This is a genomic window from Pseudomonas sp. LBUM1648 (genome assembly GCF_059716145.1).
Genome location: NZ_CP166808.1, coordinates 5,537,820 through 5,550,230, shown reverse-complemented (window position 1 = coordinate 5,550,230; position 12,411 = coordinate 5,537,820). Strand labels below are relative to the sequence as shown.

General features: G+C 60.2%; 9 protein-coding genes. All 9 read right to left on the bottom strand.

The window, feature by feature from the left end; translation table 11 throughout:
• Positions 1-38: 38 nt before the first annotated feature.
• The 9 genes from ACA043_RS25115 to ACA043_RS25075 all read right to left on the bottom strand — a co-directional run bounded on the left by ACA043_RS25115 (position 39) and on the right by ACA043_RS25075 (position 12,407).
• Positions 39-1,055 carry a class I SAM-dependent rRNA methyltransferase gene (locus tag ACA043_RS25115; protein WP_497658117.1) on the bottom strand — a complete coding sequence of 339 codons (1,017 nt, stop codon included), beginning with the start codon at positions 1,053-1,055 and terminating at the stop codon, positions 39-41.
• 92 nt (positions 1,056-1,147) lie between these two features.
• A complete protein-coding gene (locus ACA043_RS25110; RefSeq protein WP_497658116.1) occupies positions 1,148-2,020 on the bottom strand; it encodes an oxygenase MpaB family protein in 873 nt (290 codons plus the stop codon).
• A 51-nt stretch (positions 2,021-2,071) separates the two neighbouring features.
• Positions 2,072-4,009 carry an acetate--CoA ligase gene (gene acs / locus ACA043_RS25105; protein ID WP_497658115.1) on the bottom strand — a complete coding sequence of 646 codons (1,938 nt, stop codon included), beginning with the start codon at positions 4,007-4,009 and terminating at the stop codon, positions 2,072-2,074.
• A gap of 212 nt (positions 4,010-4,221) precedes the next feature.
• Positions 4,222-5,886, bottom strand: coding sequence for a glucose-6-phosphate isomerase (gene pgi / locus ACA043_RS25100; protein ID WP_187679235.1), 1,665 nt, complete (start codon positions 5,884-5,886; stop codon positions 4,222-4,224).
• A gap of 343 nt (positions 5,887-6,229) precedes the next feature.
• The gene (gene panC, locus ACA043_RS25095; protein WP_497658114.1) at positions 6,230-7,090 is read right to left on the bottom strand and encodes a pantoate--beta-alanine ligase; all 861 of its coding nucleotides are present in this window, start codon (positions 7,088-7,090) and stop codon (positions 6,230-6,232) included.
• Positions 7,087-7,887 carry a 3-methyl-2-oxobutanoate hydroxymethyltransferase gene (panB, locus tag ACA043_RS25090; RefSeq protein ID WP_187679237.1) on the bottom strand — a complete coding sequence of 267 codons (801 nt, stop codon included), beginning with the start codon at positions 7,885-7,887 and terminating at the stop codon, positions 7,087-7,089. Before panB ends, panC begins: the two co-directional genes overlap by 4 nt.
• 456 nt (positions 7,888-8,343) lie before the next feature.
• Positions 8,344-8,829, bottom strand: coding sequence for a 2-amino-4-hydroxy-6-hydroxymethyldihydropteridine diphosphokinase (gene folK, locus ACA043_RS25085; protein ID WP_497615368.1), 486 nt, complete (start codon positions 8,827-8,829; stop codon positions 8,344-8,346).
• 3 nt (positions 8,830-8,832) lie between these two features.
• The gene (locus ACA043_RS25080; RefSeq protein WP_401268441.1) at positions 8,833-10,236 is read right to left on the bottom strand and encodes a polynucleotide adenylyltransferase PcnB; all 1,404 of its coding nucleotides are present in this window, start codon (positions 10,234-10,236) and stop codon (positions 8,833-8,835) included.
• Between the two features lie 734 nt (positions 10,237-10,970).
• On the bottom strand, positions 10,971-12,407 hold the full coding sequence (locus ACA043_RS25075; protein ID WP_489881352.1) for a sigma-54-dependent transcriptional regulator: 1,437 nt from the start codon (positions 12,405-12,407) through the stop codon (positions 10,971-10,973).
• Positions 12,408-12,411 lie beyond the last annotated feature (4 nt).

Sequence of the window (12,411 nt, the reverse complement as noted above, 5' to 3'; positions counted from 1 at the left end):
TAGGAGCAACCTTCGGCAGCTCCTGCAAAGGGATGCGATCAGAGCTGCAGGATCAGGGTTTTCAACGGCGGCTGCTGATCCATTGACGGAAAGTCGGCGCCCGGCGTCATCACGCTCCACTCGCGCACCGGACGTCCGGCCTTCTCGGCGCAGCGCAACACCTGCTCACGCCAGTCGTCCATGCTGACTTTCGCCAGGTTGTTGCAACAGATCAGCACGCCGTTGTCGGCGGTGGTCAGCAGGGCCGGTTTGAGCAGGCTCTGATAGTCGCGCAGCAGGTCGACGGTGCCGAATGCGCTCTTGGCCCAGGCTGGCGGATCAAGCAGCACCAGATCGTATTGGCGTTGTTCGAGGCGCTGATAGCTCGGCAGCTTCTGCCCGCGCCGCTGGCTGATCGGCAGGCCGGCGAGTTGGCGAATCGCAGGGAAGTAATCGGACTGGATAAATTCCATTTCGGCCAATTGCGGATTGAGCTGGCCATTTTCGCGACCGACTGCGAGGTTGCCTTCGGCGAAGTCCAGATTGCACACCTCACGCGCACCACCGGCCGCGGCACTGAGGCCAACGCCGCAGGTGTAGGCGAACAGGTTGAGCACGCTTTTGCCGCGGGCGTGATCCTTGACCCAGCCGCGGGTGTTGCGCAGGTCGAGGAACAGCAACGGATCTTGCCCGGCATGGCGCCCGCGAATGCGATAGTTCAGGCCCCACTCGTGGCCGATCAGATCGGCCAACGCGGCGGCGTCGGCTTTATAGACGCTGTCTTCGCGGTCGATACGCGAGTTGCCGCGGGAGCGGTCGTTGTAGACCAGCAAGGTTTCAAATCCAAGGGTCTGGTTGACCATGGCGTGCAGTTGCAGCAGGTCGTCACGCTCCAGCGTCTGGTGAAAACTTTGCACCAGCAGTTGCGGGCCGTAGCGGTCGATCGTCAGGCCGCCGGCGCCTTCCTGGCTGCCGTGGAACAGCCGATAGCAATCGGTGCCCTGGCTATGCAGCTCGGCGAGCAGGTCTTGGCGTTGGTCGAGGGCGGCGCGCAGCGCCTGATTCAAGGAAGACATGCGTGCGCCTTGCTGGTGAGAATTGGGGCGCGGGAGTTTAGCATTGTGCTGCTACCGATGCCCTGAGGCATTACCGATTACCTGTGTGCAGCTCAGGTGAACAGGCCCATCCGCCGCTTGGCCCGTTGCACCGACCCATTACGCATCGCCCAACGCAGCATCGGCGCGCTGCGCCTGACGCTGGCGCGGATCAGTTGCCGTTGCAGCGAACTCTGCCGCACATCGAGCATGTCGCTGGCCCAGTCCGGCAAGAGGTCGATACCGGCCTTCATCATCAGATCGCCAAAGGGCCGCGCCAACACGCTGGGGGCTGGCGCGTCGAGCAGCAGACGCAAGACTTCGCGGCTGCGCTCATCGCACAGCAATTGCGGGCGCATGCGTTGCAGATAATCCGCCACAGCTTGCCGTGACTTCGGCACGTCGCGGGCGCCCAGGCGTTCGGCGACCACAGCGATCTCCGCGTAATAACGATCCTGATCCGCCGGCGACAATTGCGGATTGCGATAACGCAAATGCGCGGCGAGGAAGTTGCTGACTTCCGCCACATGCACCCACGTCAGCAGATCCGGATCGCTGGCCGCATATGCTCGGCCATCCGGCGCAGTGCCGACCACTTGCAGGTGAATGGTGCGCACTTTTTCGATCAGCCATTCGGCGTCCCGCCGCGAGCCGAAGGTGGTGCCGGACACGAACTGGCTGGTACGGCGCAATCGCCCGAGCATGTCCTGGCGAAAGTTCGAATGATCCCAGACCCCGGCCAGCGCCAGTGGATGCAGCGCTTGCAGCAACAATGCGCTGATACCGCCGATCAACATGCTGCTGAAGTCACCGTGCACCTGCCAACTGATCGAGTCGGGGCCGAACAGGCCGGGATCGCCCTTGGGATTTTCCAGGTCGAGCTGACCAAGAGATAACCCGGTCAGGCTCATGAGTTGGGTTTCGATACGGCTGCGGATAAATTCCATGACCACTCATTGTTGAAGAGCGGGCGCGACCGGTTGATCGCGCCCGGGATGTTACTGATTGAGGCGCTTGTCGATCAGGCCTTGCACCACGCTCGGGTCGGCCAGGGTCGAGGTGTCGCCGAGGCTGTCGAGTTCGTTGCAGGCGATCTTGCGCAGAATGCGCCGCATGATCTTGCCTGAACGGGTTTTCGGCAAGGCCGGCGCCCACTGGATCAGGTCCGGTTTGGCGAAGCTGCCGATTTCCTTGCTGACGTGGGCCAGCAATTCTTTCTTCAGCTCATCATTCGGTTCGGTGCCGTTCATGGGGGTGACGAAGGCGTAGATGCCCTGGCCTTTGACGTCGTGGGGATAACCGACCACCGCGGCCTCGGCAATGCTGTCGTGCAGCACCAGCGCGCTTTCCACTTCGGCAGTGCCGATGCGGTGACCGGAAACGTTGATCACATCGTCGATACGCCCGGTGATCCAGTAATCGCCATCCTCGTCGCGACGGGCGCCGTCGCCGGTGAAGTAATAGCCGGGGTAGGGTTTGAAATAGGTGTCGACCATCCGCTGCGGGTCGCCATAGACACTGCGGATCTGCGCCGGCCAACTCGATTTGATGGCGAGCACGCCGCTGCCAGCGCCTTTGATTTCCTTGCCCTGCTCATCGAGCAGCACCGGTTGCACGCCGAACATCGGCTGTGTGGCGCAGCCCGGTTTGATCCGCTGCGCACTGACCAAGGGGCTGAGCATGATGCCGCCGGTCTCGGTCTGCCACCAGGTATCGACAATGGGGCAGCGCTGTTCGCCGACCACATTGAAATACCATTCCCACGCCTCCGGGTTGATTGGCTCACCTACGCTGCCGAGTAATCTGAGGCTCTGGCGCGAAGTTTCCTTCAGCGGTTCGGCACCTTCACGCATCAACGCGCGCAGCGCGGTGGGCGCGGTGTAGAAGATGTTGACCTTGTGTTTGTCGATCACCTGCCAGAAACGCGAACTGCTCGGATAGCTCGGTACGCCTTCGAACATCAACGTGGTCGCACCATTGGCCAGCGGGCCGTAGACGATGTAGCTGTGGCCGGTGACCCAGCCGACGTCGGCGGTACACCAGAACACTTCGCCGTCGCGGTAGTCGAGCACGTACTTGAAGGTCATCGCCGCTTGCAGCAAGTAGCCGCCAGTGGTGTGCAGCACGCCTTTGGGTTTGCCGGTGCTGCCGGAGGTGTAGAGGATGAACAGCGGATCTTCGGCGTCCATCGGCTCTGGCGGGCAGTCGTCGCTGACCTCGCGCACAGCCTGGTGATACCAGAGATCGCGGCCCTCGACCCAGTCCACATTGCCCTGGGTGCGCTCGACTACGACGACGGTGCTGACAGCCGGGCAATTTTGCAGGGCTTTATCGACGTTCTGTTTCAGCGGCACGAATTTGCCGCCGCGCACGCCTTCGTCGGCGGTAATCACGGTGCGGCAATCGGCATCGAGAATGCGGTCACGCAGTGAATCAGGGGAAAAGCCGCCGAACACCACCGAATGAATCGCGCCGATCCTCGCGCAGGCGAGCATGGCGTAGGCGGCTTCCGGGATCATCGGCATGTAGATGCACACCCGGTCGCCTTTCTTCACGCCACGGTTTTTCAGCACGTTGGCCAGTCGGCAGACGTGGTGATGGAGTTTCTTGTAGGTGATTTGCGCCGATTCGGCAGGGTCGTCGCCTTCCCAGAGCAGGGCGGTCTGATCGCCGCGCTGTTCGAGATGGCGGTCGATGCAGTTGTAACTGACGTTCAGTTGGCCGCCGGCAAACCAGGCGGCTTCACCGGTTTTCAGGTCATAGCGCTGAACGGTCTGCCACGGTGTACTCCAGTCAAGGAAGCGGGTGGCCTGTTCTGCCCAGAAAACGCTGGGGTGTTCAATGGATTCGCGGTACAGGCGTCGGTAGTCGTCCTGACTCAACTGAGCAGCCCGGCGGACGGCATCGGCTTTGGGGAACGTGCTGATATCGAACATGACGGTTCCTTATTCTTGTTGTGCGAAGAATAAAGATGCGCCGAGAGATCGAGAGGTTCAAGTCATCCACAAAACAACTGTGGGAGCGAGCCTGCTGGCGAAGGCGGGGTGTCAGTCAACAAAGATGCTGAATGACAAACCGCATTCGCGAGCAGGCTCGCTCCCACAGTGGAGAAGTGTTGCCCGCAGGATCTGTGGGCAACACAGTCAAATCACCCGCGGTGACGACCGCGGAAGTAGTTGATCAGGCCTTGGGTGGACGGATCGTCAGCGGTCGTTTCATCGCTGCCGACCAGACGGTTGTAAACGCCTTTGCCCAGTTCCTTGCCCAGTTCCACGCCCCACTGGTCGAAGGCGTTGATGCCCCAGACCACGCTTTGCACGAACACTTTGTGCTCATACATGGCAACCAGCGCGCCGAGACGACGCGGGCTGATGCGTTCGACCACAAGGGTGTTGCTCGGACGGTTGCCCGGGATCACCTTGTGCGGTGCGATTTTGTGCACGTCTTCTTCGCTCACGCCTTTGTCGCGCAGTTCTGCTTCGGCTTCCGGCAGGGTCTTGCCGAGCATCAGCGCCTGGCTCTGCGACAGGCAGTTGGCGTACAGCCACTGGTGGTGGTCGGACACCGGGTTGAAGCTGACGATCGGCACGATGAAATCGGCCGGAATCAGTTGGGTGCCTTGATGCAGCAACTGGTGGTAAGCGTGCTGACCGTTACAGCCGACGCCGCCCCAGATCACCGGACCCGTGTCAGTCGACACCGCAGTGCCGTCCTGACGCACGCTCTTGCCGTTGGATTCCATGTCCAATTGCTGCAAGTGCTTGGTGATGTTACGCAGGTAATGGTCGTACGGCAGGATCGCGTGGCTTTGCGCGCCCCAGAAGTTGCCGTACCACACGCCGAGCAGCGCCAGCAGCACTGGCATGTTCTGTTCGAAGGGCGCGGTCTGGAAATGCTGGTCCATGGTGTAGGCGCCGGACAGCAGTTCCTTGAAGTTGGACATGCCGATGGCCAGGGCGATCGGCAAACCGATGGCCGACCACAGCGAGTAACGGCCGCCGACCCAGTCCCACATCGGGAAGATGTTTTCTTCACGAATACCGAACGCAATGGCGGCGGCGTTGTTGCTCGATACGGCGATGAAGTGACGATACAGCTCGGCTTCCGAACCGCCCTGAGCCAGGTACCAGGCGCGAGCGGCCTGAGCATTTTTCAGGGTTTCGAGGGTGTTGAACGACTTCGACGAAACGATGAACAGCGTGGTTTCGGCGCGCAGCTTTTGCGTCAGTTCGTGGAACTCGCTGCCGTCGATGTTCGCCAGATAGTGGCAACGCACGCCTTTCTGCGCGTAGGACAGCAACGCTTCGGACACCAGTTCAGGGCCGAGGAACGAGCCACCGATGCCGATGTTGACCACGTCGGTGATCGGCTTCTCGGTGTAACCGCGCCACAGACCGTCGTGGATGCGGCCGACCAGATCGGTGATCTGGTTCAGAACCTTGTGGACTTCCGGCATCACATTGACGCCGTTGACCGACAATTTGTCGCCCACCGGGCGGCGCAGGGCGGTGTGCAGTGCCGGGCGGCCTTCGGACGAGTTGACGATTTCGCCGTCGAACAGCGCTTTGATCGCGCCCTTCAGATCGACTTCATTGGCCAGACCCACCAACAGATTGCGGGTCTCGGCGTTGATCAAATTCTTCGAATAGTCGAGAAACAGTCCGCAGCTGCTGAGGGTGAACTGATTGAAGCGCTGCGGATCGGCGTTGAAGGCCTCGCGCATGCTGAAATCCTGCATGGCTTGGCGGTGGTCTTTCAACGCTTGCCAGGCAGGCAGAGCGGTAACGTCGTGAGGAGTGCGGTAGTACGCCATCGCTGCGGTTTTCCTTTTTACTTGAACGGCCTTTTGAACACGGAACAGGCCAGCACGCCATGGTTGGGCATGGGCCACCTGCGTCGACAGGGTTTCTGGACACAGGGCGAATACAGTAAACCTCGCGCTGCGTTCTGTCTTGACTTTGTCTGACCCGATCCCTGTACTTTTTTAACATTGATACCGGTAACGAGGCGACAAACGGAGAATAGCGAGACTGAATTGAGCACAAACGACTGTGGGAGCGAGCTTGCTCGCGAAGGCGTCGTGTCAGTAGACGCTTGGTCATCTGACAGATTGCATTCGCGAGCAAGCTCGCTCCCACAGTGATATTGCAGTGTACTCAGGTCGGCGTATCGAGATTCAGGTGCAGGTTATCGATCAACCGCGTGGTGCCGAGGAACGCCGCGACCAGAATCACCAGATCGCGATCTTCAGCCGTCGCCGGACGCAAGGTCAGGGCATGCCGAATCTCCAGGTAATCCGGGCGCAGGCCTGCGGCTTCCAGTAGTTGCAGCTGCGCGCTGATCAGCGCCGGGAAATCCCGCTCACCCTGTTTGATCGACTCGGCAATCGTGCTCAGGGTGCGATAGACCACCGGGGCTACGGCACGTTGTTCTTCGCTGAGGAAACCGTTGCGCGACGACAGCGCCAACCCATCGGCGGCACGGACGGTCGGCTCGCCGATGATCTGGATCGGCATGTTCAGGTCATGCACCAGTGCGCGGATCACCGCCAGTTGCTGTAAATCCTTCTGGCCGAAAATCGCCAGATCCGGCTGAACCATGTTGAACAGTTTGCTGACCACCGTCGCCACGCCTTCAAAGTGCCCCGGACGGCTGGCGCCGCACAGACCTTCGGAGAGGTGCGGCACGCTGACCCGGGTCTGTCCGGCCATGCCGTCGGGGTACATTTCCTCGACAGTCGGCGCGAACAGCAGCGAACAGCCAGCTTCCAACAGCTTTTCCTGATCCGCTGCCAGGGTGCGCGGATACTTGTCGAGGTCTTCGCCGGCGCCGAATTGCAGCGGATTGACGAAAATGCTCGCCACCACGAAGTCGACCCGCTGGGTGGCCTTGGTGACCAGCGCCACGTGGCCGCTGTGCAGGTTGCCCATGGTCGGCACGAAGCCGATGCGCTTGCCTTCGCTACGGGCGCGGGCTACGGCGGCGCGCAGTTCGCGTACGGTTTTAACGGTGTTCATGCAGAGAATCCGTGTTCGATCCCAGGGAAAGTAACGCCTTTGACTTCGTTGACGTATGCCTTCAGTGCGGACTGGATGCTGTCCTGACCCTGCATGAAGTTTTTAACGAACTTCGGTACGCGGCCGGTGATCGACAGGCCGAGCATGTCGTGCAGCACCAGTACTTGGCCGTCGGTATCGCTACCGGCGCCGATGCCGATGACCGGAATCTTCACGGCCTGACTGATTTCAGCGGCCAGTTCACTCGGCACGCATTCGAGCAGCAGCATTGACGCGCCTGCCTGCTCCAGCGAGATCGCATCAGCGCGCATCTGCCGCGCCTGGTTCTCGTTGCGGCCCTGCACTTTGTAGCCGCCGAGAATGTTCACCGCTTGCGGGGTCAACCCCATGTGCGCGCAGACCGGAACACCGCGTTCGGCCAGCAGACGAATCGACTCGGCCAACCACAGCTGACCTTCGACCTTGACCATGTGCGCACCGGCCTGCATCAGCATGGCGCTGTTGTTCATGGTTTGTTCGAGGGTGGCGTTGGCCATGAACGGCAAGTCGGCCAGGATCAGGGCGTCGCTGTTGCCGCGTTTGACGCAGGCGGTGTGGTAGGCCATTTCCGCAGTGGTCACCGGCAATGTGCTGTCATGACCTTGCAGGACCATGCCGAGGGAGTCGCCCACCAGCAGCACTTCGACACCGGCCTCGTTGCAGGCGTGGGCGAAGGTCGCGTCATAGCAGGTCAGCATGGTGATCTTTTCACCTTTCTGCTTGAGGCTCTGGAGCGTGGTCAGGGTGATGGCTGGCATGTAAAAAATCCTCGTTCAGGCGCTCTGGAAACTACTGCGAGTAACGCGCGTGATTCTTCATCTACTCAGGCGCACGCTCTTTTGTCGTGCTTATAAGGCCTGGATTGCGCCCGTATGTGCCGGGTTGGCGGCAGCGGGACGCCTATAGTCGTGAGGAGAACCTAGGAAGTCAATTGCGTGTGTTACCGCGTTGTTACGAGGGGAGTGTTACCGGCGTTACTGATGCGATTCAGCGCGGCGGCGGGGCTTGATCGGGGCGTTTTTGTCCGACAAAAAACGAATACGGAGCATCGCTTTTGTGGCGAGGGGATTTATCCCCGATGGGCGGCGAAGCGGCCCCAAAATGGTAGTACGCATTAATCAGTCACTCCGCATTTGCCGGTTTTGCGACTGCTGCGCAGCCGATCGGGGATAAATCCCCTCGCCACAAAAGCCTGCACCCAAGGGAAATGGGTGTCAGGCGTGAGGGAGGCGCTCGAGGCCGACGAACGGGCAGGCGGCGAGCAGGTCGGTGAGGGTGCGGCCATCGGCCAGGCGCAGCTCTTCAGGAGCTAGCTCGGCGAGGGGATAGAGGACGAACGCACGTTCCTGAATTTGATAGTGCGGGACTTTCAACCGTGGTTCGTCGATCAGCCGATCACCGAACAGCAGAATATCCAGATCCAGCGTGCGCGGCCCCCAGCGCTCCAGACGTTCGCGGCCCTGATCGTTCTCGATGGCTTGCAAGGCATCGAGCAGTTCCAGCGGCGCCATATTGCTCTCGAGCGCTGCAACCGCGTTGGTATAACGCGGTTGGCCCGGCAGCAACGAGTCGCTTTGGTAGAAGGCTGAAACGCCGGCCAGCGTGGTCAGCGGCAATTGCCCCAACGCCTCGACGGCGCTGCGCAATTGTTCGGCAGGGTCAGCGAGGTTGCTGCCCATGCCGATGTAGATACGTTCCATGCCTTACTCGCCCGATGCGCTCGGAGCACCGGCGGTGCGCTTGCGCTTGGAACCGCTGCTGCGGCGACGCTTGCGCGGAGCACCGCTGGCGTCATCACCTTTGCCGCTCAGATCACGGATCATGTCGCGACGCTCGCTGTCGTTGGCGTCCTGATAATCGGTCCACCATTCGCCCAGGCCATCGGTCTGCTCGCCAGCGCTCTCACGCAACAGCAGGAAGTCGTAACCGGCGCGGAAACGTGGATTGTCCAGCAGCAGATCGGCACGTTTGCCGCTGCGCCGTGGCAGGCGTTCCTGCATGTCCCAGATTTCGCGGATCGGCATGGTGAAACGCTTCGGGATCGCAATGCGCTGGCACTGTTCGGCAATCAGTTCGTGCGCCGCTTCCTGCATGGCCGGAATCGGCGGCATGCCACGTTCTTGCAGACGCAACACACGGGCCGGCAGGGCAGGCCAGAGCATGGCGGCAAACAGGAACGCCGGGGTTACCGGTTTGTTCTGCTTGATCCGCAGATCGGTGTTGGTCAGCGCTTCACTGATCAGCGTGTGGGTGTATTCCGGGTTGTGTTCCAGTGCGTCGGCACTGGCCGGGAACAGCGGGGCGAACAGCTGCAGATCGACCAGCATTTCGAAGGTGATCGCGCCGTGGCCGGAGAGGAACAGCTTGAGTACTTCTTCGAACAGGCGTGCCGACGGAATCTCGCGCAGCATCGGCGCCAGTTCACGGATCGGCTGGACGGTGTGCTTCTCGATGCCGAAATTGAGCTTGGCGGCGAAACGCACGGCTCGCAGCATGCGCACCGGGTCTTCCTGATAGCGCTGCTTCGGGTCGCCGATCAGACGAATCAGATGATTGCGGATGTCGTGTACGCCATTGGCGTAATCGAGAATGCGCTCGCTGACCGGATCGTAATACAGGGCGTTGATGGTGAAGTCGCGGCGCTGCGCGTCTTCTTCCAGGGTGCCGTAGACGTTGTCGCGCAGAATCCGCCCGCTTTCGTTACGCGAAGACTGATTGCTGTCTTCGTCGTCTTCGTTCTGCGGGTGATTGGCGCGGAAGGTCGCGACTTCGATGATTTCGCGACCGAAGTGGATATGCACCAGTTTGAAGCGACGTCCGATGATTCGCGCATTGCGGAATTCGGCACGGACTTGCTCAGGGGTGGCGCTGGTGGCGACGTCGAAATCCTTGGGCGTGATGCCCAACAGCATGTCACGCACGCAACCGCCGACCAGATAGGCCTGGTAACCGGCGCCCTGCAAGCGTTCGACGATATTGACCGCGTAGCGGCTGAACTGCGTTTTCTGCAGCGAATGTTGGCCGCTGTTGAGCACTTCAGGGGTGCTGCGGATGTGTTGCGTACGACGCACGGGAGCTCGGAATGACTGGAACAACTTCTTCAGCATGGGATGCACTGTTTGAAGGAATGTTCGGCCATACCAAAGAATGACCGCATGATGGGCGCAGATTCTAGCATTTAGTCGGGGGATGGTGTAGGACGCAGCCGTTTTACGCTGCAAGCCGCGGGCTACAGGCGTCGAGCCTTGAAAATGTGGGGAGTTTTGCCGGGAGGGAGAAACTACAAGGGGAGCCGAAGCTCCCCAAGAAGTAGTTGCGTGCTCTTTTTATTATTGATTCGGGCTTCTTGTTTTTGTTGAGTGCCCTCGCCATGAAGCTTTTCCTTCATGACCCTCCCAATCGGGAGCCAAGAGCAAACGGATTGCTTTGGTCGCTGAATTGCAGTGATCTCTCGATCCAACCAGTACAGGCTCTGTCTTAGGACAGTTTTTGTTGTTCTCGGCCTGGTCGTGGGGCAAGCCCCAAATACAACGCCTCTCCAAAAGAATCAGTTAGCTGCGCCTCTCGCCGTCTTGTTTTTATTGTGCGTGAGTCGATTCGTCTTATTTTTATTGTCTTGTGCATTGCTTGTTATTGTTCTTGTACCAAACATATAGCAGGTGCCGTGCCAACTTTTGCGAAGGCCAATAAAACAAGGGGTTAGGTCGATATAACCGTTTTAGAGGGGCGAAAAAAAGCCGGGGTTTCGTTACCGATAACCCCGGCTTCTGTTACGTGAAAAGGCTGAGGTAACAGTTTTTTCACATCTTCATGCGTTACCCGCACACTCGACAGGTAACGTTCAGCTCTCGCTGGCGACCCCGGTCTTGCGCCGCGGGATGCCCAAGCGCTGACGGCGTTCCCACAGGCATTTACGGCTGACGCCCAGTTTGCGCGCCAGTTCGGTCTCGGTCATGTGGTCTTGATGCTCAAGCACGAAGTGCTGGAAGTAGTCTTCCAGCGACAGATCTTCGGTCGGTTCATGGCTGCTGTTGCTGGTGTTACCCGCCGTCTGTGGCGGCAGACCGATGAACTCGTCGTCTTCCAGATCGCTCAGCTCGATATCGATGCCCAGCAGGTCGGCGGAGATTTCCGGGCTCTCGCTGAGGATCACCGCGCGCTCGACGGCGTTTTCCAGCTCTCGCACGTTACCCGGCCAGGAATAGTGACGGATTGCCTGTTCGGCATCTGCGGCAAATTTTAGGTCGGTACGGTTGATGCGCGCACTTTGGCGGGCGAGGAAAGCATTGGCGATTTCGTTGACGTCGGCGCCACGCTCGCGCAGGGCCGGCAGTTTCAACGCGATCACGTGCAGACGGTAATAAAGGTCTTCACGGAACTGGCCGATTTTCGCCAGGCTCTTCAGGTCGCGGTGGGTCGCGGCGATCAAACGCACATCGACCTTCTGCGACTGCACCGAACCAACGCGGCGAATCTCGCCTTCCTGCAATACACGCAGCAGGCGAGCCTGGGCTTCCAGCGGCAATTCGCCGATCTCATCGAGGAATAGCGTGCCACCGTCCGCCGCTTCCACCAGACCGGCACGCCCGGCGCTGGCGCCAGTGAACGCGCCTTTCTCGTGGCCGAACAGTTCGGACTCGATCAGGCTTTCCGGGATGGCCGCGCAGTTCACCGAGATCATCGGCGCCTTGGCGCGTTTCGACAGGTTGTGCAGGGCGCGGGCAACCAGCTCTTTACCGGTGCCGGACTCGCCCTGAATCAGAACATTGGAATCGGTCGGCGCCACTTTGCGGATCTTGCTGTACAGGTCCTGCATCGGTGGACAGGAGCCGATGATGCCGATTTCGCCGTTGCTGTTGTCGACGGCGGCTTTGCCGCTGCCATTGGCGGTTTTACCGGTAACAACTTCACCGGCAGCAGGCGCCGACTGACGGTCTCGCAGAATCCGCGCGACAGCCTGAAGCATTTCATCGTGGTCGAAAGGCTTGGCGATGTAGTCCACCGCGCCCATCTTCATCGAGTCGACCGCCGAGCGCAGGCTGGCGTAACTGGTCATGATCAGCACCGGCGTGCCCTGGCCAAGCTTGATCAGCTCGGTACCCGGCGCACCCGGCAGGCGCAGATCGCTGACGATCAGATCGAACGTAGGAATGGTGAAGCGTTCTTGTGCTTCCTGCACTGAACCGGCTTCGCTGACCTGGTACTGGTTACGTTCCAGCAGGCGGCGCAAGGCGGAGCGGATAATTGTTTCGTCTTCGACGATCAAAATGTGCGGCATTGAT

Bases quoted from the DNA above. Each gene is read 5' to 3' on its own strand.
- ACA043_RS25115 (WP_497658117.1), bottom strand. From the start codon at position 1,055: ATGTCTTCCTTGAATCAGGCGCTGCGCGCCGCCCTCGACCAACGCCAA.
- ACA043_RS25110 (WP_497658116.1), bottom strand. From the start codon at position 2,020: ATGGAATTTATCCGCAGCCGTATCGAAACCCAACTCATGAGCCTGACC.
- acs (WP_497658115.1), bottom strand. From the start codon at position 4,009: ATGTTCGATATCAGCACGTTCCCCAAAGCCGATGCCGTCCGCCGGGCT.
- pgi (WP_187679235.1), bottom strand. From the start codon at position 5,886: ATGGCGTACTACCGCACTCCTCACGACGTTACCGCTCTGCCTGCCTGG.
- panC (WP_497658114.1), bottom strand. From the start codon at position 7,090: ATGAACACCGTTAAAACCGTACGCGAACTGCGCGCCGCCGTAGCCCGC.
- panB (WP_187679237.1), bottom strand. From the start codon at position 7,887: ATGCCAGCCATCACCCTGACCACGCTCCAGAGCCTCAAGCAGAAAGGT.
- folK (WP_497615368.1), bottom strand. From the start codon at position 8,829: ATGGAACGTATCTACATCGGCATGGGCAGCAACCTCGCTGACCCTGCC.
- ACA043_RS25080 (WP_401268441.1), bottom strand. From the start codon at position 10,236: ATGCTGAAGAAGTTGTTCCAGTCATTCCGAGCTCCCGTGCGTCGTACG.
- ACA043_RS25075 (WP_489881352.1), bottom strand. From the start codon at position 12,407: ATGCCGCACATTTTGATCGTCGAAGACGAAACAATTATCCGCTCCGCC.